This is a genomic window from Photobacterium sp. AWH4_225, assembly GCF_056158405.1.
Genome location: NZ_JBSWTF010000001.1, coordinates 954330 through 978872 on the forward strand (window position 1 = coordinate 954330; position 24543 = coordinate 978872).

Annotated in this window: 22 protein-coding genes; 15 read left to right on the forward strand and 7 right to left on the reverse strand. The window is 49.2% G+C overall.

Features of this window, described 5'->3' with window-relative positions; translation table 11 throughout:
* Window positions 1–191 precede the first annotated feature (191 nt).
* From ACXAD4_RS04860 to ACXAD4_RS04875, 4 genes are all read left to right on the forward strand, one after another.
* The gene (locus tag ACXAD4_RS04860; RefSeq protein ID WP_475239166.1) at window positions 192–3875 is read left to right on the forward strand and encodes an ATP-binding protein; all 3684 of its coding nucleotides are present in this window, start codon (window positions 192–194) and stop codon (window positions 3873–3875) included.
* Window positions 3876–4213: 338 nt separating this feature from the next.
* Complete coding sequence (locus ACXAD4_RS04865) at window positions 4214–4441, forward strand: FeoA family protein (protein WP_475239168.1); 228 nt, start codon at window positions 4214–4216, stop codon at window positions 4439–4441.
* The gene (feoB, locus tag ACXAD4_RS04870; protein WP_475239169.1) at window positions 4441–6720 is read left to right on the forward strand and encodes a Fe(2+) transporter permease subunit FeoB; all 2280 of its coding nucleotides are present in this window, start codon (window positions 4441–4443) and stop codon (window positions 6718–6720) included. Before ACXAD4_RS04865 ends, feoB begins: the two co-directional genes overlap by 1 nt.
* Window positions 6717–6962 carry a FeoC-like transcriptional regulator gene (locus ACXAD4_RS04875; protein ID WP_222548789.1) on the forward strand — a complete coding sequence of 82 codons (246 nt, stop codon included), beginning with the start codon at window positions 6717–6719 and terminating at the stop codon, window positions 6960–6962. The genes feoB and ACXAD4_RS04875 overlap by 4 nt, the downstream gene beginning before the upstream one ends.
* A gap of 49 nt (window positions 6963–7011) precedes the next feature.
* Here the strand turns inward: ACXAD4_RS04875 and ACXAD4_RS04880 are convergent, their stop codons facing one another.
* Window positions 7012–7443, reverse strand: coding sequence for an HIT domain-containing protein (locus ACXAD4_RS04880; protein ID WP_475239171.1), 432 nt, complete (start codon window positions 7441–7443; stop codon window positions 7012–7014).
* 270 nt (window positions 7444–7713) lie between these two features.
* Between ACXAD4_RS04880 and ACXAD4_RS04885 the strand changes: the two genes are divergently transcribed.
* Complete coding sequence (locus ACXAD4_RS04885) at window positions 7714–8319, forward strand: DUF924 family protein (protein WP_475239172.1); 606 nt, start codon at window positions 7714–7716, stop codon at window positions 8317–8319.
* A gap of 42 nt (window positions 8320–8361) precedes the next feature.
* Here the strand turns inward: ACXAD4_RS04885 and ACXAD4_RS04890 are convergent, their stop codons facing one another.
* Both ACXAD4_RS04890 and argS read right to left on the reverse strand, forming a co-directional pair.
* On the reverse strand, window positions 8362–9381 hold the full coding sequence (locus ACXAD4_RS04890) for a GGDEF domain-containing protein (protein ID WP_475239173.1): 1020 nt from the start codon (window positions 9379–9381) through the stop codon (window positions 8362–8364).
* A 162-nt stretch (window positions 9382–9543) separates the two neighbouring features.
* Complete coding sequence (argS, locus tag ACXAD4_RS04895; protein ID WP_475239174.1) at window positions 9544–11274, reverse strand: arginine--tRNA ligase; 1731 nt, start codon at window positions 11272–11274, stop codon at window positions 9544–9546.
* 422 nt (window positions 11275–11696) lie between these two features.
* Between argS and ACXAD4_RS04900 the strand changes: the two genes are divergently transcribed.
* A complete protein-coding gene (locus tag ACXAD4_RS04900; RefSeq protein WP_475239176.1) occupies window positions 11697–12287 on the forward strand; it encodes a VOC family protein in 591 nt (196 codons plus the stop codon).
* A 152-nt stretch (window positions 12288–12439) separates the two neighbouring features.
* Here ACXAD4_RS04900 and purU read toward each other — a convergent pair whose 3' ends face one another.
* Window positions 12440–13273 carry a formyltetrahydrofolate deformylase gene (purU, locus tag ACXAD4_RS04905; RefSeq protein ID WP_475239178.1) on the reverse strand — a complete coding sequence of 278 codons (834 nt, stop codon included), beginning with the start codon at window positions 13271–13273 and terminating at the stop codon, window positions 12440–12442.
* 249 nt (window positions 13274–13522) lie between these two features.
* Between purU and ACXAD4_RS04910 the strand changes: the two genes are divergently transcribed.
* From ACXAD4_RS04910 to rnd, 7 genes are all read left to right on the forward strand, one after another.
* A complete protein-coding gene (locus tag ACXAD4_RS04910) occupies window positions 13523–15481 on the forward strand; it encodes an ATP-dependent DNA helicase (RefSeq protein ID WP_475239181.1) in 1959 nt (652 codons plus the stop codon).
* Window positions 15482–16183 carry a tRNA (adenosine(37)-N6)-threonylcarbamoyltransferase complex dimerization subunit type 1 TsaB gene (tsaB, locus tag ACXAD4_RS04915; protein WP_475239183.1) on the forward strand — a complete coding sequence of 234 codons (702 nt, stop codon included), beginning with the start codon at window positions 15482–15484 and terminating at the stop codon, window positions 16181–16183.
* Window positions 16184–16260: 77 nt separating this feature from the next.
* A complete protein-coding gene (locus tag ACXAD4_RS04920) occupies window positions 16261–16542 on the forward strand; it encodes a hypothetical protein (RefSeq protein WP_475239185.1) in 282 nt (93 codons plus the stop codon).
* Between the two features lie 65 nt (window positions 16543–16607).
* Window positions 16608–17162, forward strand: a complete 555-nt coding sequence (locus ACXAD4_RS04925; RefSeq protein ID WP_475239187.1) for a Slp family lipoprotein — start codon at window positions 16608–16610, stop codon at window positions 17160–17162.
* 6 nt (window positions 17163–17168) lie between these two features.
* Complete coding sequence (locus ACXAD4_RS04930) at window positions 17169–18083, forward strand: alpha/beta fold hydrolase (RefSeq protein WP_475239189.1); 915 nt, start codon at window positions 17169–17171, stop codon at window positions 18081–18083.
* Between the two features lie 110 nt (window positions 18084–18193).
* Window positions 18194–19879: a long-chain-fatty-acid--CoA ligase FadD gene (fadD, locus tag ACXAD4_RS04935; RefSeq protein WP_317523422.1), complete on the forward strand. Its 1686-nt coding sequence runs from the start codon at window positions 18194–18196 to the stop codon at window positions 19877–19879.
* Window positions 19880–19995: 116 nt separating this feature from the next.
* Complete coding sequence (rnd, locus tag ACXAD4_RS04940) at window positions 19996–21120, forward strand: ribonuclease D (RefSeq protein WP_475239191.1); 1125 nt, start codon at window positions 19996–19998, stop codon at window positions 21118–21120.
* Window positions 21121–21189: 69 nt separating this feature from the next.
* Here rnd and minE read toward each other — a convergent pair whose 3' ends face one another.
* Genes minE through minC form a run of 3 tightly spaced genes read right to left on the reverse strand, consistent with a single transcriptional unit; the run spans window position 21190 to window position 22957 of the window.
* On the reverse strand, window positions 21190–21453 hold the full coding sequence (minE, locus tag ACXAD4_RS04945; RefSeq protein WP_039463265.1) for a cell division topological specificity factor MinE: 264 nt from the start codon (window positions 21451–21453) through the stop codon (window positions 21190–21192).
* Window positions 21454–21459: 6 nt separating this feature from the next.
* Window positions 21460–22272, reverse strand: coding sequence for a septum site-determining protein MinD (minD, locus tag ACXAD4_RS04950; protein ID WP_107298537.1), 813 nt, complete (start codon window positions 22270–22272; stop codon window positions 21460–21462).
* Between the two features lie 22 nt (window positions 22273–22294).
* Complete coding sequence (minC, locus tag ACXAD4_RS04955) at window positions 22295–22957, reverse strand: septum site-determining protein MinC (protein ID WP_317523420.1); 663 nt, start codon at window positions 22955–22957, stop codon at window positions 22295–22297.
* 222 nt (window positions 22958–23179) lie between these two features.
* Between minC and ACXAD4_RS04960 the strand changes: the two genes are divergently transcribed.
* Together ACXAD4_RS04960 and ACXAD4_RS04965 are read left to right on the forward strand one after the other, a co-directional pair.
* Complete coding sequence (locus ACXAD4_RS04960; RefSeq protein WP_475239193.1) at window positions 23180–23464, forward strand: YcgL domain-containing protein; 285 nt, start codon at window positions 23180–23182, stop codon at window positions 23462–23464.
* Window positions 23465–23467: 3 nt separating this feature from the next.
* Window positions 23468–24436: a lytic murein transglycosylase gene (locus tag ACXAD4_RS04965; RefSeq protein ID WP_475239195.1), complete on the forward strand. Its 969-nt coding sequence runs from the start codon at window positions 23468–23470 to the stop codon at window positions 24434–24436.
* Window positions 24437–24543: the final 107 nt, after the last annotated feature.

The window sequence follows — 24543 nt, forward strand, 5'->3', positions numbered from 1 at the left end:
CTTATAATCAACCTGTCAATACTGCATAATGGCGGTGAATTTAAGAGGTTGAGGTAGCTGTTTACGTTGTTATGGTCGGGCGGTTTTTACTACTAATTACTTTATTGGTTATCGGGCTTGCAAACTCGATACCTGCATCTGCGTCGAGTTATCTATTTCGTTCGATGCCGGATCTCAGCGGACCAAGTACTTTGTCCGTACGTAAAATCGTCGATGATACCAATAAGGGCTTTTGGCTGGTGGATATCCGTGGCCAGTTATTGTTCTATGATGGCACCAACCTCAAACCTGCTGTTGAAAGAACGGGTAAGCCGGTAACTGGTGTGACCGATGTTGCTCTGGTTAATAACACGTTATGGCTGGTGAAAGACAACCATGCTTTTTCTTATTCTCCGCAAACAGCCAGCCTCGAAAGGCACAATATCAGCCAGGTTCCTATTGAATCTGTTGTCGGTTTGGGTGGCGCTGCATGGTTTGCTAACCGGCGTGGACTATATCAATTATCGGACTTAGAGCCTGACGCGAAGTTCCTTCCTTTTCCCCATCCGATCAAGCTAGCGGGATTATATGTCGCTGGAAATCACTTGTATGTGGCCGCACAGCAAGGTGTTTACGAATATCTTTCGTTTTCGATACCGCCAACAAAATTACTTCCAGATCACAATGTCACGGCAGTTGAGCAAGACATGCAGGGAGAACTGTGGTTTGGTACCCGGCAAGGGGTAATCAAAGGCAGAGAGGGTGTTATACATCCATTGCAGAAACAGGGGAGGCCTGCGGTACTGAGTCTTCAAGCTACGACGCAAGGCATGTGGGTCGGAAGTACCATGGGGCTGTACCTTATGGGGGCGGACTTGGAGACAAAGGCACACTTCATGCCGTCTGACCATGACAAATACGCTTTGCCAGGTCGCCGGGTATTGGGCCTCCACCAAGATCAACAAGGTGCACTCTGGATATCAACACCAGAGGGAATAAGCCAGCTACCAGCAGGTTCTGATCTGCTCAACCGCATAAGGTTGGGTAAAGGAGAAGGGCTGATAGATGCTTCATTCATTGCCGATATTGCTTATGGTAGCAACGGACATTACTGGTTGGCGACGGACAATGGGCTATTTGAAGTATCACCGCTTTTTGAGGTGGTAAGGCATATTGCAAGCTTAGGTAATATCAAGCAGCTGGCTTTGTCCGGCGATCAATTGTGGATTCTAAAAGAAGACGGTATCGCGACTTATACTATCAGTCAGTCAAGGATACAAAATGTTGATTTACCAACGGATATCCAAGCGGCATCGGTGAGCCGAATTATGGTGGACCACTTTGATTCTCTTTGGGTGGGTTACGAAAGTGGTCTTTATCGCTATTGGCCCGAATTCAGAGAGTGGATGCCATTTGGTAGCCATTGGTTGCGTGATCCCGTTGGTGGCGAACAGATCACCAATATTTTGGAAGACAGTGAATATCAGGTTTGGGTAGGTACAACCTTCGGTATGTATAAATTTGATGCAGGTATGCTGCACTTTTTACCGGGGAGTGAAAATCGTGGCGGTGTTGTCGATATCTATGAAGATCGAATGGGCCAACTTTGGATTGCGACAAACTATGCGTTGCAGGTCTCACCGACGCTAAAGCCTTTGAAGCTGCAGGATGTTCAGCTGTCGTCCGATTTTGCCCAGCCCCATTGCATTGTTGGGGGGAACAACGGTGTCTGGCTTTCTTCTAGCAGTGGGCTGTCATTCATCAGTTATTATGGCGAGTTAAAACAGCACTTGAGTTTCAATAGTGGCTTGTTGCCGGAGGATGTCGGCTCTCTGGCCTGCTTGCAAGATGATGTGAATGCGCTGGTGCTAGGTTACCGTCAGGGGCTGTTGAGTATATCCCATGATGCCCTTTTTGATGAATTTCCTGCCGAACCGAAATTGGCTCTGAGTGCTGTTTGGGTGGATAACGATATCTGGCCGCTGGGGGACTCATGGAGTCAGTTTAGACGGTTACCCTATGGTTCGACTATTGCCTTTAAGCTAGAGACAACGCCATCTCGTTCGACGTTATATCAATATCGTCTGGTAGACGAAAATGAACAGGCCGGCGAGTGGCAGATAGCGACTCAGCCCTTACTCCCTGTCGGCGTATTGTCTGCTGGGCGATACACACTGGAAGTGCGTCGGGTGAAGCCTGGCGATAACACTTCACTGGAGTTAAGCTATGTCTTCAGGGTTCAACCTGCCTGGCGGATTTATCAAGCACTGATAGGTCTTTTAGTGCTATCTGCCTTACTACTGGTATTGGTGCTGTTTTACTGGCGAAGTAAGGTGTTTAAAGATCAGGCCCAACAACTGAAACAGGCCGTTTTCCAAAAAACAGCCAAAATTGAGCTGCAAAAGAAGCAACTCAGTGCCAGCAATGTCCATCTGCAACGGATTTTGGATGTCAGGCAGCACATTATGGCGCAGCTCTCACACGAATTGCGTACGCCTTTGCAGCTGTCGCTTGGGCTGTTGTCAGATCTTCGCCCTTATTGCCAGGCGCCCAGTAAGGTCGATATAGCTGAGAAGAACCTTGGCCATGCATTACATGTAGCAGATCAGCTGCTGTCTCGTGATGTGTTTGCCCAGGTTGAGCCAGACAAAGCCTGTGAGCAGTTGGTCAGCCCTATTATTCAGGCTTGTTGTATGAGTTGGCAGGTTGAAGCTGAAAAGAAACAGATTGCGCTTTGCCTCGAGGAAAATATATCAGCCGATACTTCAATTTGCTTGGCACCATACCACCTTGAAATTATGTTGGGTAATTTGCTGTCGAATGCCATGAAATACACAGACAGCAGAGGGGGGATCACGGTCAATGTTAAAGAGCGTGAGCACCAACTGGTTATTTCGGTCAGCGATACTGGCCGTGGCATGTCCGAGCAGACCAAAGCCCATCTGTTTGATAGCTATTACCAGGAAGATCCACAGTTCAACCCCGAAGCAGGGTTCGGCTTGGGATTGAGCACGGTCAAGCAGTTGGTGGAGCAGTACCAAGGTGCCATTTCTGTGATTAGTTACCAGGGGGTGGGCAGTGAGTTCATTATTCGTCTTCCCCTGCATTGCTCCGGATTGAACCGATCGGTAAAAGAGGGAGAGGATGGAGAGCACTTACCCTGGATACTGATCGCCGGTGATGGCAGTGAAGCCAGCTCCAGTTGGAGTAAATTATTAGCCAAGCATTTCTATGTTACTCATACGGCAGACAGTTATGAGGCGAGCATCATGATGGGGGATAACCTCCCGGATATGCTGATGGTTGATAATAGCCTGCTGGATAAAACGGAAGAGAATTTGTTGCAGCACCTCGCCACCAAGCTCGCTGGAAAACAAGGCCCAATTATCGTCCTGCTGGGTGAGCACAGTGATATGACTTGTCAGGCTCGCTTACAGAGTGGCTTGGCGCAGCGGATGTTGTATAAACCGATAGATGCCCAGACTGCCCTTTATGAGGTGGGCCGCTTGTTTAGTAACTGCAGTTTACCTCAACCTGATTTTGAGGCTAGTTCGCAACAGCCTGAAGGGGATGAGGCATGGCAAAATGCAGTACAGAAATTGGTTGCCGAACATTTCCATTACCCTGACTTCGGTACTTCTGCAGCGGCTAAAGCGTTGACTATGTCAGAACGGACTTTCCAGCGGCGCTTCAAACAAGAGTTTGGTTCGTCGTTTAAAGACTATGTGACTTTGTTCCGCTTTGAGCAGGCGGCAGTGATGCTCAAACAAGGGGATAAAGTGTCTGATGTCGCCTTGTCATGCGGCTTCAAGGATCTTTCTTATTTCAGTGCCAGCTTTAAGGCGTATAGCGGGCACACCCCTTCTGACTTCGCCAGTTGCGCTGCCGTAGAATAAATAACCGTGATATGGCTACCTGGCTATATCACGGTCAGTTACGTGTCGTTTCAGACTACGACTTTTCCCATTCCCGAAATTATGCCAGTGCTTAATATCATTTTAGTTGTGAATGGTATGCTTAAATTACTGTTTTAAAACGACTTTGTTGCTTCCTTCCTCTTTTTGGGTGCTGATTTTTAGCCGGTTTGGCTGGAAATGTGCCGCATGTCAATAATGCAATCAATGAATGCAAAAATGAGAGTCATTTATTGATTTAAAACAACACTTAATGTGTTTCAATCTGTAACATTGAAAGTATTAATGCTAATTATTCTTATTTAGGGTAGCGGTTTAGAATGAAACTGTCAGAAATGTCATGCGGGGCTGAAGGAAGGGTAACCAGTTTAGCTGGCTTACCAGCAGCTACCCGCAAAAAGCTTATGGTCATGGGGATGTTACCGAACACACCAGTGAGTGTGATTCGTGTGGCACCGCTTGGGGATCCGCTTCAGGTGCGAGTACGCGGCGTGGATATTGCTCTGCGTAAACAACTTGCTGAAAGTATTGATGTGGAGGTGAACTGATGCAATACAGTATTCTGACAGTCGGTAACCCGAACAGCGGTAAGACCACGCTGTTCAATGGCCTAACAGGCGCCAAGCAGCAGGTGGGTAACTGGGCCGGTGTTACGGTTGAGAAGAAAACAGGCCGTTATGACTGCGCAGGCGACAGCTTTGCACTGACTGACCTTCCTGGTATCTATAACCTTGACAGCGCAAATGACGTGAACAGTTTGGATGAAGCGATTGCTTCCCGAGCTATCTTGACCATGCCTGCAGACGTGATTATCAATGTTGTGGATGCATCGTGTCTTGAGCGTAGCCTGTACATGACATTGCAGCTTCGCGAGCTGGGCCGCCCAATGGTGGTGGTGCTGAACAAGATGGATGTGCTCGAGCGTCAGCGCCAGAAGCTAGACATCAAAGGGTTGGAAAAAGCCCTGGGTTGTCCGGTGATGAGCTTGTCGGCGAACAACCTCAAGCAAGTCGCAGAATTCAAAACCCAGCTGCACAAAATGCTGGCGCAGGGTATTGCAGTTAATGAACTGACACTGGATTACGGTACCCAATTTGAGCAAGCTATTGCCGAAACTGAAACCTTCTTTACCGACGCCCAACTAGATAGCCGTGCCCAGGCAATTCGTGCTTTGGAAAATGATACCTTGGTGATCAACCAGTTGTCAGAAGAGCAAAAGAATCAGGTGTGCAATGTCCGAAATACCCTGATGGTGGATGTTGACCCTGATATCCAGGTGGCTGACGTACGTTATAGTTTCTTGCATCAGCTATGCAGCAAGGTTCGCCGCCAAGAAGGTAAGCTGAGCCGTAGCTTAAGCGACAAGATTGATGCTGTATTGCTCAACCGTGCTTTTGGTATCCCATTTTTCTTTGTGGTGATGTACCTGATGTTTATGTTCTCCATCAACATCGGTAGTGCATTTATCGACTTTTTCGATATCAGTGCTGGCGCTCTTCTTGTCGATGGCGGCCATTACCTGCTTGATGATCACCTTCCAGTATGGCTGGTCACTGTTATTGCCGATGGCATCGGTGGTGGTATTCAGACTGTAGCAACCTTTATTCCTGTTATTGCCTGTCTGTATCTATTTTTGGCGATGCTTGAAAGTTCAGGCTATATGGCACGTGCAGCATTTGTACTTGATAAAGTGATGCAGAAAGTCGGCCTACCTGGCAAAGCATTTGTCCCGTTGGTGTTGGGCTTTGGTTGTAACGTACCAGCTATCATGGCAACTCGTACGCTGGAGCAAGAGCGTGAGCGCAAGCTCGCTGCTGCTATGGCACCATTTATGTCTTGTGGTGCGCGTCTACCTGTATACGCACTCTTTGCCGCAGCCTTCTTCCCTGAAAATGGTCAGAATGTCGTATTTGGTCTTTATATTTTGGGTATTGTTGCAGCGGTACTGACGGGTTTGGTATTACGTCACACCATATATCCGGGTAGCAGCGATAGCTTCATTATGGAGATGCCGGATTATGAAATGCCGACACTGCGTAACGTGGGTATCAAGACTTGGCAGAAACTGAAGAAGTTCGTACTGGGTGCCGGTAAAACAATCGTCGTTGTTGTGGCGATTCTGAGCTTCTTCAACTCATTGGGTACCGATGGGTCGTTCGGGAACGAAGATACCCCTAACTCAGTTCTGGCGAAAACCGCCCAGATTGTTACCCCAGTCCTTTCTCCGATTGGTGTGAAAGAAGATAACTGGCCTGCTACTGTGGGTATCCTAACCGGTATCTTTGCAAAAGAAGCGGTAGTCGGTACTCTGAATAACCTGTACGCACCAGCCTCGGGTGAAGAAGAAGCCGAATACGACCTGATGGGCAGCCTTCAGGAAGCGGTAGGCAGTATCGGTGCCAACCTTGCTGATCTTAGCTACTCTGATCCTTTGGGTATCACTGTTGGTGAACTGGAAGATAAAGCTGCGGCTGCTGAAGAGCAGGAAGTAGATGCTTCAATCTTCGGCAATATCCAAGCCCACTTTGTTAGCTCTGCAGCAGCAATGGCATACTTGATCTTCATTCTGCTTTACACGCCATGTGCAGCCGCTATGGGTGCCTACGTACGTGAGTTCGGCCAGAAGTACTCGCTGTTCATTGCGGGCTACACCATGCTATTAGCTTATACTTTCGCGACGTACTACTACCAGATCGCTCACTTTGCTGACCACCCGGCAACGAGCATGCTGTGGATTGGTGTCTTCACCGCTATCAATGCTGGCTTGTTTATTACCTTCAAGCGTAAAGGCCAGCAGATGCAAGCGAAGGAGTTGGTAACACAATGATCCTGCAGCAGCTGAAACAGTATATTGAGCAACACGGGCGCGCCAGTCGCAAGGCATTGGCAATGCGGTTCGGTATGTCGGAAGACGGTGTCGAGGCCATGCTGGAGGTGTGGATCCGCAAAGGCAAGTTGGGCAAGGAGCTGGTCGGCTGCGACAGTGATGGATGTTGCCAGGGGGCCAAAGAGATTTGGTACCGACCGCTAAAATCCGATGAGCTTTCTATCACGGTAATGCGTGGATAGCAGGCAGTATCTAGAAGAAAGGCAACCTTAGGGTTGCCTTTTTTATGCTTTATTCAGCAGCGCTGAAACCGTCGATATGGCTTAGCTCAGCCCTGAGTTCTTCGGTTAATGCTTGCTGCAGGGCATCGTCACGTTGGGTACCGTCTGTATTGCCCCAAACCGGGCCCGGCCAAGCAACATCATCTTTGAAACGGGCAATATGGTGCACATGCAGTTGCGGCACGAGGTTACCCAGCGCACCGACGTTGATTTTGTCGGCTTGGTAGTCTTTTTCCAGTACGGCGGCGACAGCGCTCGACTCTTTGATCAACTGAAGTTGCTCGGTTTCAGGCAGATGGTGGATTTCGCGCAGATCGGCTTTTCTTGGTACCAGTATCAGCCAAGGACCGAGCGCTTCCTTAGAAAGCAATACCTGACACAGGGGAAGATTGCCGATAATTGTAGTATCTGCGGCTAGTCTCGGATGGAGTGTAAACGACATGGGGTTATTCCTTATTTGTATTGTGTTGCTCACACGTTGGGATATTTACCTCCAGCCAAAATTTGGCTTTAGGGTAGGATAAAGACATCAGGAGCTGCACTGATGACAGTAAGATAGTGTGAATATAAAGCAGTGGCAATGCTTTCTGCCTTGGCAGTCAGTATTTTTCAGCAGTGTATAGTTGATTGGGTTGTGATCAGGCAGTGGTATTGGATTGGCCGCTATGTAGATTTGGCGGTAACGTGACGAAGATCGATGTGGGAGTGATACATGGTGGCTCAATATCAAGAAGTGCTGGACTTTTGGTTCGGCGAGATAGGTGAAGAGGTAACGGTCACTGATCGTAATAAATTATGGTTCCGAGGCGGAGAAGAAACCGATCAACTGATTGCTGAGCGCTTCCGCCACTTAGTGAGCCAAGCCGGGGCAGGGGAGCTGAGCCATTGGACAAAAGAGCCGAAAGGTACTTTGGCCCTGATTATTTTACTGGATCAATTTACCCGCAATATTTACCGAGGACTTAGTGCCGCATTCCGCTACGACTCACTGGCTTTGGCATTATGTAAGCGAGGGTTAGCGAAGAACCAAGACTTGCAGCTCACACCTATCGAGCGGGTCTTTTTCTATTTACCTCTGGAACATTCAGAAGCGATTGAAGATCAGGAAGAGGCAGTCTTCCGTTTCGATCGCTTACGTCAGGTCGTGACGCCGACGCATATCGATACGTTTGAGGGCTTCTACCAATATGCAGTCAGTCATCATGATGTCGTGAAACGCTTTGGTCGCTTTCCTCACCGCAACGCCGCTTTCGGTAGGCTATCAACTCAGGAAGAGCTGGAATGGCTTCATGGCGGTGGTCAGCGTTTTGGCCAGTGAGGAAACCACACAGTGAATGCTTCTGTGACTAGGCTTCTGTGGCTAGGTAATAGGTAACACGCGGTTACGACCGAGTTGCTTGGCTTGGCTGAGAAAATGATCGGCTCGCTCTATCAGCTTCTCGCTGTGTTCATCTTGCTCAGAGGCGCTAATACCAAATGACGCTGTGACTGAATTGATCCGTTGGCCTGATTTCTTGTCGAGCACTGAGATCTTCTCGATGGCTTTGCGCATGGTTTCTGCTTGCTGACGGGCCGATGGCAGTGATTTATGTGGTAATAGCACGGCAAATTCTTCCCCGCCAAAGCGGTAGGCCTTGGCATAATCGCGGCAGCACTCGGTGAGTCTTTTCGCAACCATTTTCAATACCTGATCTCCCATCAGATGACCGAACTCGTCATTGAAGCTCTTGAAGTGATCGATATCCAATAGGATCAGGCTGGTTGGGATCTGATTATCAAGGTAGCTCTGGATGTCCTGGTCAAATGCCCGGCGATTGTAGAGTTTGGTCAGGGCATCCTCGTTGGCTTGTTGCTGGCTTTTATTCAGGGCAGCCCTCAAGGTTTGGATTTCCTGCTGGGCAGAATCTAACTGGCCCTTGAACAAGCCGGTAGACTGCCGCATCTGCTGAGATTCTCGGATCAGCTCTCGGACCAGGCCAATAGTTTCTTCCAGTGAGATCCCTTCCTTGCCAACTTGCTCCAGGCGACCAAACGTACTTTCCAGTGCATTGTGGAAGTTATTGGTATCTGACAGGGTATCCGCCATGCTATGAGACAGTTCCTGCATCATCGCTGTGAGGCTTAGCTTGAGCTGCTTGACATCGCTATCGGTTTGGCTAGCAAGGTGATCTTGATAGATGCTTTCACAAAGGGTCGGGGTGCAGTTACCGATTGACTCAATACCTCTGTCGAGAGCCATATTGAGCTGGGGATTTTGTTGAGAGCTATAGGTATACCACAGGGCATAGTTAGTAGGGGTCGTGGGTACCTTATGCTTAATCATGAGAGGAACGGCTTGTTTCAGGATCTCCGTTGATTTCGCAAAGCTGTCGTTATTCATACCTAACATCCATTCTTACGGGTCATCTACACCAACGACTATTATTGTTGTTCGTTTTGGTTTGACGTTGGTTTATTGCTTCAGAAAATAAAAAAAGCCTTCTAAGGATACCTTAGAAGGCTATGAATTATTAGAGATTTATCGAATTATGTCAGCGTTTTCTTACATGCGTTCAAGCGTTTCGATACCAAGAAGGTCCAGACCTTGCTTGATGGTCTTCGCTGTCAGTAGCGCCAGTTTCAGACGGCTCTGCTTCACTTCTTCTTCAGCGTTAAGAATTGGACACGCTTCGTAGAAGCTAGAGAAGTTGCCTGCTAGCTCAAACAGGTAAGAACACATCACGTGAGGGTGGCCTTCACGGGCAACCGTCTGTACCGCTTCTTCGAACTGAAGCAGTTTAGAAAGTAGCGCTTGCTCTTTCTCTTCATTGATCACTACTGGGTGAGTCAGATCAGCCAGCTCAACATCAGCACGCTTGAAGATTGAAGCAACACGGGTGTAAGCGTATTGCATGTAAGGTGCAGTGTTACCTTCGAACGCTAGCATGTTGTCCCAGTCGAAGATGTAATCAGTAGTACGGTGCTTAGACAGATCCGCATACTTAACCGCAGCCATTGCAACTGTGTTGGCAATGTTTGCTTTCTCTTCAGCGTCTAGATCCGGGTTCTTCTCTTCGATAAGTTTCGCTGCGCGCTCTTCGGCTTCATCAAGCAGATCGGCTAGACGAACAGTACCACCGGCGCGGGTCTTGAACGGACGACCGTCTTTACCCAGCATCATACCGAAAGCGTGGTGCTCTAGGCTTACTTCCTCTGGCACGTAACCCGCTTTACGGACGATAGTCCAAGCCTGCATCAGGTGCTGGTGCTGGCGAGAGTCGATAAAGTAAAGTACGCGGTCAGCACCAAGATGCTCGTAACGGTATTTGGCACAAGCGATGTCAGTGGTGGTGTACAGGAAGCCGCCGTCGCGCTTCTGGATGATAACACCCATAGGCTCGCCGTCTTTGTTCTTGTACTCGTCAAGGAACACAACCTGAGCGCCGTCATCTTCAACTGCAAGACCTTTTTCTTTCAGGTCTGCCACGATGCCTGGCAGCATGTCGTTGTACATTGACTCACCCATTACATCATCACGGCTTAGTGAAACGTTCAGGCGATCGTAGTTACGCTGGTTTTGGATCATCGTAACGTCAACCAGCTTCTTCCACATTTCAGCGCAGTACTCGTCACCGCCCTGCAGCTTAACAACGTAGTTACGTGCGCGCTCGGCAAAATCCGCATCTTCGTCGTAAAGCTTTTTAGATTCGCGGTAGAAAGCTTCCAGATCAGAAAGTTCCATTGATACTTCGCCAGACTCTTTCTGTACACGCTCAAGGTTAGCGATAAGCATACCGAACTGGGTACCCCAGTCACCGATGTGGTTCGCACGGATCACTTTGTGACCTAGGTGCTCAAGAGTACGAACAACGGCATCACCGATGATGGTTGAACGCAGGTGACCAACGTGCATTTCTTTTGCTACGTTTGGAGCCGAGTAGTCAACCACGATGGTTTTCTGCTCTTCTTGCGCCACACCCAGACGTGCATCTTTCAGTGCGCTCTCAGCTTGCTCGGCAAGCCAAGTCTTGCTTAGGAAGATGTTGATAAAGCCAGGGCCGGCAATCTCAACTTTTTCAGCGATACCGTCAAGGTCTAGCTGCTCGATAACTTTCTGTGCGAACTCGCGAGGGTTAGTACCCAGTTTTTTGGCTACGCCCATAACACCGTTGGCTTGGTAATCACCAAATTGCGCTTTCGCAGACTGGCGAACTGCAGCAGGGCTGCCAGCAGGTGCGCCTGCGGCTTCTAGCGCCTGAGAGACTTTGTCATTAATGAGTGCTTGAATGTTCACACGCTTATCCTTTAAATCGTTTGTAACGCCAAATGAAATGCATATTGGCGAGGCAAAAACGGCACCGTATTCAAGGGATATGACCGTCAAAAATAATCACGACCATTGGCCTATAAAGATAGCACCAAGTGATAATTTAATAACGTGAGTATTTTTGACGGGGCCGCCTCAGAAGTGGAAGAGGGGAAACATCTTGAATACGCTGGTTGCATTGCCCTAATAATACCCACAAATTTAGGTGCTTTGGCAAGCCGTAAAGGCAATAGATTGCGATTTTTTTTAAATAACCATAGCGGGGTGAAAATTATGCAGGAGTCTAGCAAGCACAAGGGCTTTGCCGATGCTGAAAGGGCTGTTGTCAAGCCGAAAACTATGGATAATTATGCGTTCAATCGCTCAGCGTGAATAATCGGAGAAAAGAGATGTACAAGCTAGAACAAAAGGGCCTGTTACCCGAGCAAATGTTGGCCGCGTTGCCAGCTTTTATGGCGAAAATTGAGCGCCTTGCGGAGCAGTTGGGCCTATCGCTTGCCGATTACCAGGCTGACCATATTGCCTTGAGGGTCAATGATTGGGAAACCGCCGAACAATTACACCAAACCTGGCTGGCTTACGGCAAGGAATGGTCGACCAACGAAATCAACGGCCGGCCGATTGTGGTGATTGGTTTTGACAAGCCGCTAAGCTGCGGCCCATGGCAGATTGAAGCGCTGGAATTGCCATACCCGGGCGACAAAGCCTACCCACAAGAAGGCTGGGAACATGTCGAGTTTGTAATTCCATCAAATGCTGCTGATACAGAAGCGCTGAAAATCACGTTGGATCAAGCTTTTCCACAACTGGCTGAGCAATGGGGGGATTTAGCAGGGAAGGGCATCAAGGTCAAAGCCAGCAGCCCGTCAGGCGAGAAAGAGCGCCTGTCTAACCCAACGTATGCATTCAAACATGACGGTGTATGTATCAAGCTGCATCCGCACTCGTTGAAGGATGTTATCGAGAGTGAAGCTGAGTAAGCAGCATTTATAGAGTTATGTATTTAGCAGGGTAAAATTTCAAAAACGCATGAAGACATCCCTGTCGCTCCGACCCGCCGTCCTTGGCGGGTAGGTTTTGAAATCTCACCCTTGCTAAATACAATCAGCTGAAACAGTTAATGATTTGCTGATTACAAGATCACAGTACGGTTGCCGTAGACAAATACCCGGTCATCAATCACCAAGCCTAGCGCTTTGCTCAGCACTGACTTTTCAACATCTCTTCCCGCCCGTGCCATATCCTCGGCACTGAAGTTATGGTCTACCGGAATAACGTTCTGAGTAATGATCGGGCCCTCATCAAGATCGTTGGTCACAAAGTGGGCTGTGGCACCAATAATTTTCACCCCGCGCTCAAACGCTTGCTGGTAAGGCTTGGCACCAATAAACGCAGGCAGGAAGCTGTGGTGGATATTGATGATTTTATGGGGGAACTGAGCCACGAAGTTTGGTGTTAGGATTCGCATGTATTTGGCCAGCACCACATAATCCGGGTTGTACTGTTGAACGGCCTCTAGCAATAGGGCTTCGTGCTCGTCGCGGCTAAGCCCTTCGTGGCTGACATGATGGAAGGGAATATCAAATTTGGTGGCCAAATCCGCTAGGTGGTCGTAGTTACCGACAATGGCGGCAATCTCAATATCCAAGGTGCCGTCGAAGGTCTTGACCAAGATATCCCCCAAGCAATGGGCTTCCTTGGTGACCATAATCACCACCCGCTTGCGGTCTGAGCTGATCAAGCGGCGGTGGCTGCCTTCAGGTAGCGCACGGTCCAAGTCGTAAAGGAACGTTTCATCATTGAAGTAACCTTCAAGCTCGGTGCGCATGAAGAATTGGCTGTGGGAGTGATCGACAAACTCATTGTTGTGGACAATATTGAGTTGGTGCTTGTAGCAGATGTTGGTAATTTTGCTGATCAGGCCCATTGCATCCGGGCAGTCGGTCAGCAGGGTTTTCTTTTCCATGGTGCTCTTCCTTGAACTACTATTTTTTACAAATCGGTTTACCTCTTGCGAGAAAATCAGGCATTTGTGTAATCCGGCCTAATAGTATTTACCCTGTATCGCTTTCGGGGTCAAAGGCTAAATCTTGAACGGGAATAAATCATGGCTGCTAGCTGGGAATATTGGCATAATGGCCGGTCAATCAACGGCAATGCACAAAGTCCGTTTTTCTAAACCCCAATAGTTAAAAGCCTAGAGACTCAAACGTCTATGATAGCCAAGTTTTTTGCCTCCGGTGGTGCGCTAGACAAAGCCATTCCGGGGTTCCAGGCCCGCCAGCCGCAAATCGATATGGCGCAAGCCGTGGCCGACGCCATTAAAACCGAGAGCCAGCTTGTGGTCGAGGCGGGAACCGGTACCGGTAAGACGTTTGCCTATTTGGTACCAGCCCTTGTCAGCGGCAAGAAAACCATTATCTCGACCGGCTCCAAGAACCTTCAGGAACAGTTGTTCCACCGCGATTTGCCGTTAATGGCTGATGCCCTCGGTTTTACCGGCCGGGTGTCTTTGCTCAAGGGACGCTCAAACTACCTATGTCTTGACCGCCTAAGCCGCCAGATCACCGAAAGCCATGGTGTCCATACCGATCCAAAATTACTCAGTCAATTGGTTCAGGTTAGAAGCTGGTCATCGTCGACCAAAAGCGGCGACTTGGGTGATTGTGAAGACATTGCCGAAGATAGCCCGGTGATCCCGATGATCACCTCGACCAATGACAACTGTCTTGGTCGAGAGTGTCCGTCCTATGAAGATTGCTTTGTGGTCAAGGCCCGTCGCAGAGCGATGGAAGCCGATGTCGTGGTGGTCAACCACCATCTGTTCTTGGCAGATCAGGCTATCAAGGAAACCGGTTTTGGTGAGCTGATCCCCGAAGCGGAAGTGTTCATCTTTGACGAAGCGCACCAGATGCCGGATATTGCCAGCCAGTACTTTGGCCAAAGTCTGTCTAGTCGCCAAATTCAAGAGCTGGCCAAAGATGTCGAGATTGGCTATCGCACTGAAGCTAAAGACATGCGCCAGCTGCAAAAGACTGCCGATAGGCTGCACCAGGCTGCGTCTGATATGCGGATTGTGCTGGGTGAGCCTGGATTTCGCGGTAACTGGCGAGAAGCCAATGCCAGCCCGACGATACAGCGCGAAATTACCCGCTTGAGTGATGCGTTGGACTTGACCCATGAAGTGCTGAAACTGGCGCTGGGCCGGAGCCAGCTGTTGGATGCCGCCTTCGAGCGGGCGACGTTGATCAAGGCGCGCTTGGAGCGGGTTTGCGATACCAGCATTACGGGTTATTCCTATTGGTATGAATGTACCCCGCGCCACTTTAGCTTGCATATTACGCCGTTGTCGGTCGCTGATAAGTTCAGCGAGCAGGTAGAGCAACAGGGCGGGGCGTGGATTTTTACCTCGGCCACCTTGGCGGTGAATGAGGACTTCAGCCATTTCAGTGAGCGGTTAGGGCTCAAGCCCAAACAACAGTTTTCGCTCGAAAGCCCGTTTGATTACCAGCAGCAGGCTTTGCTTTGTGTGCCCCGCTTCTTGCCTGAACCCAATAGCTTCGGTATCGCCGACCGGTTGGTGGAGATGCTGGCTCCGGTTATTGAAGACAATAATGGGCGGTGTTTCTTCCTGTGCACTTCGCACCAGATGGTCCGTGATTTGGCTGAAGGGTTCCGTGCCAAACTCGATTTGCCCGTATTGGTGCAAGGGGAAACCACCAAGCAGAAGTTGCTGGCCGAATATCTTGAGCGGGGTAATGCCCTACTGATAGCCACTGGCGCTTTTTGGGAAGGGGTGGATGTTAGAGGACAGGCCCTAAGCTGTGTTATCATTGACAAATTACCTTTTACAGCGCCGGACGATCCGCTGCTGAAAGCGCGTATTGAGGATTGCCGCTTACGCGGTGGCGATCCTTTTGCGCAAGTACAGATCCCGGATGCGGTGATCACCCTCAAGCAGGGGGTCGGCCGACTGATCCGCGACAAGCAGGACAAAGGTGTTCTGGTGATCTGTGACAACCGGTTAGTCACGCGCCCTTACGGTGCCGTATTTCTTAACAGCCTGCCGCCTATCCCGCGTACCCGGGATGTGATTGGTGTCGGGCAATTTTTATCTTCGGTAAATGGTCAGCAAGCGTCTGCCGATACCGAAGAACAGCATTCAGAGGCTTGAATGAGCAACAAAATCCTTGCAGTAGATACTGCCACCGAAAACTGTTCCGTTGCCCTGCTGGTGGGCGATGAAGTGATTTCTCACTGTGAATACGCACCGCGTGAGCACACCACCAAAGTTTTGCCTATGGTTGACAGCGTACTGGCACAGGCTGGCCTGAAGCTAAACCAGCTAGATGCGCTGGCATTCGGCCGCGGTCCGGGTAGCTTTACCGGGGTGCGCATCGGTATTGGTATCGCCCAGGGGTTGGCATTCGGTGCTGATCTGCCAATGGTGGGTGTTTCAACGCTGGCGGCGATGGCACAGGGAACATACCGTCAGCATCAGGCTGAACAGGTGATGGCAGCCATTGATGCCCGTATGAATGAAATCTACTGGGGTCAGTACCGCCGTCAGGCCGATGGCGATTGGGCGGTGCAGGGTAGCGAGTTGGTTATCAAGCCTGAGATGCTGATCACGCAACTACCGGAGAGTGAAGGTTCGTGGTTAACGGCTGGTACAGGTTGGGAAAGTTATGCTGAGGCATTGGCACAATTACCTGTCGAAACCGTTTCAGGTTCGGTTCTGTATCCTGATTCAGCTGATATGGTGCATTTGGCCAAATATGCATTTGCACGTGGCGAGGCTGTAGCAGCCGAAGAAGCAAGCCCTGTGTACCTTCGCGATACCGTTACCTGGAAAAAACTGCCAGGCCGCGAATAATACACTTGCCTCATTGCCGTGTATGCATACTATTGTATTAGCATGCTCGGCAATTCTTTGGATACTGGACGTTTCCTATGGTTTCTATTCAGCGCCTCCCTGTCACCATCCCCCAAACCCCGTCGAAGACGAAAATCACTCGTGCCTCCGTTCAGGATGCTAGTGAGCCTACACCCGTCGCCAAAGCCGTCGCCCAGTCTGTTCGTGATCCTGAAGTGCTAAACGCAGCCCACTCTCATATTCAGTACGACCAACCTGAGGGTAAAAACCGCCAGGCATTGGAGAGTTATTTGGGTGTGATGCACCAGCAAAAGCGCGATGAACTCTCGATGTTGGTTGGGGTCGATGTATATGTTTAAGCGCGATTAGTTGCCTGAACCTCGGGGAATTGCGCGGATATTCATCATTTACAATGGAGTTACCTATGTTTAGGAAGCTAATCGTTGGGTTGCTTGCTGCGACTATGATAGGCTGCGCCGCGGTGCCTGATAGCCTGATGACCGACAGCGAAAATCCGATCACCGATGTGATGGCACTGAGTGACCCTTCCGGCCAGGATCTTGGGCAGGCTATTCGCCTTGGCGGTGTGATTGCAGCTATTGATAATGGTGAGCAGAAAACCCGATTGGAGATCGTTGCCATGCCGATAGGCAGTGATGGTAAGCCTAAATTGGGGAATAGCACCCAGAAACGTTTTGTTGCATATGTCGATGGCTTTCTCGAGCCGATGGAATATCATCCTGGTCGGTTGATTTCTGTTGCTGGTCATGTCGATGGCGAGGAAGATGGCAAAGTCGGTGAGTTCAACTACCGGTTTCCTGTCGTTGCCGCTTCGGGAACCCAGCTCTGGCAAGTGAGGCAGGAGGTCTGGATTGATGACTTTGACCGCTACAGAAGTTGTATTGGTCTGCATTGTTCACCAAGCCTTATCAATAAAGGGTTTTCCCGCGCCGAAGTCAGGGAACGGGTGACCAAATAGATAACCATGTTTCAGATTGAATTTCAGCTGGCTGAACAGCCGTTAGCGGGGCTTGCCTCGTTTCCAACCGAGCAACCTATCAGCGACAAGTCCCAGTTAAGCGGTGTCTTAGCGCCAAAACCGGTGATGGTGATGCTGCATGGCTGGCAAGATAACGCGGCCAGCTTTGCCCCTATGTTTGGTCCACTTGCTGAACATTTCCATGTTATTGCGATTGATTGGCCCGGTCATGGACTATCGGCGCCCAGGGCGGCAGATAATTTCTACCATTTTGTCGATTATGTTGATGATCTGGCTCAGCTGGTCGAATTATTGGATCAGCCGCAGGTGACGCTTGTAGGCCATTCGATGGGGGCTTTGGTCTCAGTTTGTTACGCGGCCGCCTTTAGCGACAAAGTTGCCTCGCTAAGCTTAATAGAAGGGTTGGCACCATTATCCGAAGAGACATTCAATACTCCGGATAGGCTGCGGCAGGGTATCCAAAGCCGTCAGCGCTATCGTGCCAGGGCACAGCAGCGTCAAAGTCGCTCAATGGCGACATTTCAACAAGCGCTCGATCTACGCTGCTCGGTGAATGATGTGCTGCCTGAACACATTCAACCAGTGGTTGAGCGGGCTGTGGTGCAACGAGATGGACGCTGGTATTGGCGCCACGACAACCGCCTGCGCTGTGATTCCCTGTACCGGATGTCGCCAGAGCATGTTGATGCCCTGATTTCCGCCTTAACCTGTCCGGTGTTATCGATTATTGGGCAAACGGGTTATCGGCGACTGAAGCTGAAACAGCCAGAGGCCCAAGGCTGGAAACAGCTTAAGCAAGTTGAAGTGGCTGGTGGTCACCACTGCCACCTTCAGTGCCCGGAAAGGGTAGCTGAAGAGATATTGTTGTTTAGTTCAAAATTTAATGCATTGGCTGAATAGGCCAGTGTTACTTGTATGTTAATTGTGCTGTAATTGTGGTGTAAACACATGTTTTAAATACCCGTTAGCACATATAGGCACCATGCCAAATTCAAGAAGGAGAGTGCAAAGTGGATAAGGTTTGGCTTAACCGCTATCCGGAAGATGTACCGGCTGAAATCAACCCGGATCAGTATCCGTCGTTGGTTGAAATGTTTGAGCAATCTGTACAGAAGTACGCTGATCAGACCGCGTTTATCAACATGGGTCAGGTGATGACCTTCCGTAAACTGGAAGAGCGAAGCCGTGCTTTTGCTGCTTACCTGCAAAATGAGCTGAAGCTAAAGAAGGGTGATCGCGTTGCTGTGATGATGCCGAACTTGCTTCAGTACCCGATTGCCCTATTTGGTATTTTACGTGCCGGTTGTGTGGTGGTGAATGTTAACCCACTTTATACTCCGCGAGAGCTAGAACACCAGTTGAACGATTCTGGTGCCAAGGCCATCGTCATTGTTTCTAACTTCGCCCACACCCTTGAAAGCATCGTTAAAAATACCAGTGTTCAGCATGTAGTACTGACCAGTCTGGGTGATCAGCTATCACGCCCGAAAGGCACCTTGGTTAACTTTGTGGTGAAGTACATCAAGAAGATGGTGCCTAAGTATCATCTTCCCCACGCCACATCAATGCGTATGGCGCTGCGTAAAGGCCGCCGCATGCAATATGTGAAACCATTTATGTCTGGTGAAGATACTGCTTTCCTTCAGTACACTGGCGGTACAACTGGTGTTGCCAAGGGGGCGATTCTTAGTCACCGCAATATGCTGGCAAATGTGATGCAGGCAAAAGGCGCCTATGGCCCGGTACTGACCGAAGGCCGTGAGCTTATTGTGACCGCATTGCCGCTTTACCATGTCTTTGCCCTGACTGTGAACTGCTTGCTGTTCATTGAAATGGGTGGCCGTAACCTGCTGATCACCAACCCGCGTGATATCCCGACTTTTGTCAAAGAGTTGCAGCGTTACCCATTCACAGCAATCACAGGTGTGAATACCTTGTTCAATGCCTTGGTCAACAATGAAGATTTCCATGAAATCGACTTCAGCCAGCTACGCCTATCGGTAGGCGGAGGTATGGCTGTCCAGCGTGCTGTGGCTGACAAGTGGAAACAAATTACCGGCAACTACCTGCTGGAAGGCTATGGCCTGACGGAGTGTTCACCGCTGGTGGCCGCTTACCCGTATGATCTAACCGACTATAATGGTTCTATCGGTTTGCCGGTGCCATCGACAGACGTGCGTATTGTTGATGACGAAGGTCAGGTACTGGGCAACGATCAGACAGGTGAACTGCAGGTGCGTGGCCCGCAGGTAATGCAGGGTTACTGGCAGCGCCCGGAAGCGAGTAAAGAAGTGCTGACCGAAGACGGTTGGTTATCGACCGGTGATATCGTTCGCTTCGATGAAGAAGGCTTCCTGCACATTGTTGATCGCAAGAAAGATATGATTTTGGTATCGGGCTTCAATGTTTACCCGAATGAAATCGAAGATGTGGTTGCTCTGAACAGCAAGGTACTTGAGGTGGCAGCCATTGGTGAGCCGCATGAAGTATCTGGTGAGGTCGTTAAAGTTTGTGTGGTTAAACGCGATGCCAGCCTGACTCGTGAAGAGTTGCTTGAGCACTGTCGTGAGCACCTAACCGGCTATAAGATCCCTAAAATTGTTGAGTTCCGTGATGAACTGCCAAAGACCAATGTCGGTAAGATCCTCCGCCGTGCTTTGCGTGAAGAGTCCAACCAGCAAACTCAGGATGCGTAACCGTATCCTCAATTAGAACTCAAAATGCCGGCGATTAGCCGGCATTTTATTCCATGTTGGGCAATATTCTGCTTTATTAGCCTTGAGCCCAGTTTGGTATTTGTGGTGAAGATATAGTGAATTTTGAAATGATCACCAGCCGCACGCGGTTGGAAACAATCTGTCTTCAGGCGCGTCGCCAGTCGGCAGTCATGCTGGATACCGAGTTTGTCAGAACCCGAACCCTTTATCCTAAGCTGGGTTTGATCCAGTTGTTCGATGGCGAGTCGTTGGCATTGATCGACCCGCTGGCTATCGACGATCTAGAGCCTTTATGGGAGCTACTGCGCGATCAGTCGGTGATCAAGGTTCTCCATGCTTGCGGCGAAGATTTGGAAGTTTTCCAATATTATGCCGGTTGCTTGCCGGTGCCGATGATTGATACCCAGGTGATGGCCTCGTTCCTTGGCTATGGGGTGTCAGCAGGTTTTGGTACGCTGGTGAAAGATTTCTTGGGTATCGAGCTTGATAAAGGTGAAGCGCGAACCAATTGGCTGGCTCGTCCACTCACCGATCGTCAGCTTGATTATGCTGCCGCTGATGTGTACTACCTGTTGCCGCTATACCAGAAACTGATGCCGTTGGTTGAAGCCAAAGGCTGGCAGGAGGCTCTGGCGCAGGAGTGTGCAGGGTTGATGCTCAAGCGAGTTAAAACCTTGGATCCGGAAAAAGCCTACCTGGATATCAAAAATGCCTGGCAGCTCAACCCGAAACAGCTGGCGATTTTGCAAAAAGCGGCCAAATGGCGGGTACTGGAAGCGCGTAAGCGCGACTTGGCCCTGAACTTTATCGTCAAAGAGCTGCATCTATGGAAGTTGGCCCGTTACGGCATCAAGTCCAAGGCTGTGATGGCCAAAGAAGGTTTCGATAACATGGAAATTCAGCGCCACGCCAACCGGTTGCTGAAAATGGTTCATGATGTCGATGACATGCCGGAAGAACAGTATCCTGAGAAAATTACCCGCCTTGTTGATTTGCCTGGCTACAAGCAAAAAGTGAAGCATATTAAAGATGTGGTAACGCGGGTAGAGCAAGAGACTGGGCTGATGGCGGAATTCTTGGCGTCGAAGAAGCAAATCAACCAGCTGATTTCATGGGCGTGGAAAAAAGACCGTTCAGCGGATCATATGCCGGATATGCTCAAAACTTGGCGCAAGCCGCTATTTGAAGCCAAAGTATTGCCTTTGCTGAAATCGAAATAGGCATAGCAACAAAAAAAGAAAAGCCCCGCCCAATATTATTGGGCGGGGCTTTTTTGCAACTGACCCAGATTATTTCTCTTCGTCTGGTAGGGTGACGTTGAGCTCCAGCACAGAAAGATCTTCTTCTTTCTGGTCGAGGTTAACGGTAACCTGTTCTGGGCTGATCTCGACGTATTTGCGGATCACATCCAGAATGTCTTGCTTCAACTGCGGTAAGTAGCTAGGTGCACCCTGATCGGCAGAGCGGCGTTCAGCAACGATAATTTGCAGCCGCTCTTTGGCTACACTGGCAGTCGTTGGTTTCTTGGGGCGGAAGAATTCTAACAATGCCATCGTGTATTACCCTCCGAATAGACGTTTTAGGAAGCCTTTCTTCTCTTCTTCAAGGAAGCGGAATGGGCGTTCTTCGCCAAGCAGGCGGGCAACCGTGTCTTCGTAGGCGATACCGGCGTCTGATTCTTTGTCGAAAATAACCGGCTCACCTTTGTTAGAGGCATTCAATACGGCCTGGCTTTCCGGGATCACGCCCAGTAGTGGGATATGAAGGATTTCCTCGACATCACCGACGCTAAGCATTTCACCTAAAGTGACGCGAGCCGGGTTGTAGCGAGTCAGCAGCAGGTGAGTCTTCACTGGTTCTTCGGCTTGCTCGGCGCGGCGTGACTTTGAATCAAGAATGCCTAGAATACGGTCGGAGTCACGTACAGATGAGACTTCAGGGTTGGTGGTAACAATGGCTTCGTCGGCAAAGTACAGAGCCATTAGTGCACCAGTCTCGATACCTGCTGGTGAATCACAGATGATGAACTCAAAGCCCATCTCAGCCATGTCGTTGAAGACACGCTCGACACCTTCGCGGCTTAGTGCATCTTTGTCGCGGGTCTGTGAAGCGGGTAGGACATACAGGTTGTCGACACGCTTGTCTTTGATAAGCGCTTGGTTAAGGTTGGCTTCACCATTGATGACGTTGACGAAGTCGTAGACTACACGGCGCTCGCAGCCCATGATGAGATCAAGGTTACGCAGGCCGATATCGAAATCGATCACCGCTGTTTTCTTGCCGCTAAGCGCAAGACCCGATGCAATAGCTGCACTCGAGGTAGTTTTACCAACGCCACCTTTACCTGAGGTAACAACGATAATACGAGCCATCTTATAAATTCCTTATTAAACGTTATAGAGCCATCTGCTCTATGTTCAAATTGTTTTCAGCAAGCGAGATAACGACATTTTGTCCCCAGAACTCTTGTTGTATTTTGTCGCTCAACCAGTAGTTCCCTGCGATTGAGATGAGTTCCGGCTGTAAGTTATGGCAGAAAATCTTTGCCTCTTTTTGACCGCTGGCCCCAGCGATAGCACGGCCTCTTAGGGTCCCGTAGACATGGATACAGCCATCAGCAATGATCTCCGCAGCCGCACTCACATGTCCAAGCACTATCAAATCACTATTCTTAGCATAAATTTGTTGGCCTGACCGAACCGGATTTTTAATGATTTTTGTCGGTGTCATCACAGGTTCAGCTGCTTTGGCCTGTTTTGCCGCATTCATAATGGCAAAACCAGCCTGCTTGGCTTGTGCTTGTAACTCCGGTTGCTTGCAGCCGCTGATCCCAACAGGGATCATTCCTGCTTCATGGACTTGGCTTTTTAGCAAAGCGAAGTCCAATTTACTGTCGACTTGGCTGACATCAATAACGATGGGAGCGGCTGAAAAGAAATTAGGCGCCTGTTCAACCTTCTCTTTCAGAAAGTTGACTGCTTGCTGTATGTCGCCATCCACGAGGTGGAGGGCAGAGAGGGTAAATGAGCCTCCCTTGAGTTCTGCAGATTTTGTCATGTGTATTGATGACTGTCGCTAAATTAGTCGTCCGGGAACGTTATCTCTTGGGTAACTTGCATGTTATATTCCAAACCGTATATCAGCAAGCTATCCTTGCTTTTGCGTTGGAATTTCAGACAACCGTCTCATCAAGTAGGCGATCCCCCTCTTTCAAGGGAATGATTCAGTCGAATTGTTGTCTGACAAAATAGCGAAATTAACGAACAGGTTACCGACAATATGTTGTGTGCAATTTACAAAAGCCCTAAAAAAGACAATACCTATCTTTATATCAACAACAAAGATGATTTCTCGCCAGTACCTGAAACTTTGTTGAAAACATTTGGTACGCCACAATTTGTCATGGTACTTAAGTTAGAAGAACGTCATAAGTTGGCACAGGCAGATATCGAAAAAGTCAAAGCGGAACTCAAAGATAAAGGGTATTACCTGCAAGTACCGCCTCCCGTGCCAAACTTACTGGAGAAATACAAAGCGGACAAAGCCGCCAGCAGCCAAGGATAAACTATGCATAAGCGATTGATATCGGCCTTTGTGGCCTTAGGGTTAGGATTATCATCGGCAGTTTATGCTGATGAGGGGTTTGATAATTATGTCGATGGACTAAAAGTAGAAGCCCGAGAAAAAGGAATTTCAGAGTCGATTATCAACTCTGCTTTTGATGGCATTACTTTTGTAGAACGTGCAGTAAAAGCGGATAAAAATCAACCAGAGCGCAAATTAACCCTGGATGAGTATATTCCCCGTGCAGTTCCTGCCTGGAAAGTAAAACAGGCTAACGAGCTATATCGTAAGCATAAAACGACGTTGGATAAAATTGGTCAGCAGTACGGTGTTCAGCCTCGATTTATTGTTGCTCTATGGGGTGTTGAAAGTAATTTCGGTCGCTTAATGGGGAATTATAACGTTGTTGAGGCGTTATCAACGCTTGCTTATGAAGGTCGGCGTGAAGCATTTTTCCGCAGCCAGGTAATGGCAGCATTGGAAATATTGGATGCGGGTCATATTAGCCCTGAAGATATGAAGGGTTCTTGGGCCGGCGCGATGGGGCAACCTCAGTTCATGCCTACGTCATTTTTATCTTATGCAGTTGATGGCAATAATGACGGTAAGATCGATATCTGGCAGACCGAGGCGGATGTTTTTGCCTCTGCTGCAAATTATTTAAAGAAGGCTGGCTGGGATGATCAATATACATGGGGTCGCCAAGTTTCCTTGCCCGCTTCTATCGATGCGTCGTTGATGGGCGTAGAAAAGAACAAGGCTCGCTCTTTAGCAGAGTGGCAGAAGTTAGGCGTTCGACGTTTCAATGGCCAGGCACTACCGAGTGTTGATATTAATGCTTGGCTTATTCAACCTGATGATAAACATGGCCGTGCCTACCTTATCTACGGCAATTATCAATCCTTGTTGAACTGGAACCGTTCACATTATTTCGCCTTGGCCGTAAGCCACTTGGCAGATCAGATTCGCTAAAGATAAAATATGACAAAGAAGCCAGACCTCAGGGTCTGGTTTTTTATGCTCTTTAGAAAATAACCATACACGGCATAAGTTGATTTACCCCACACGCCGTTTATACC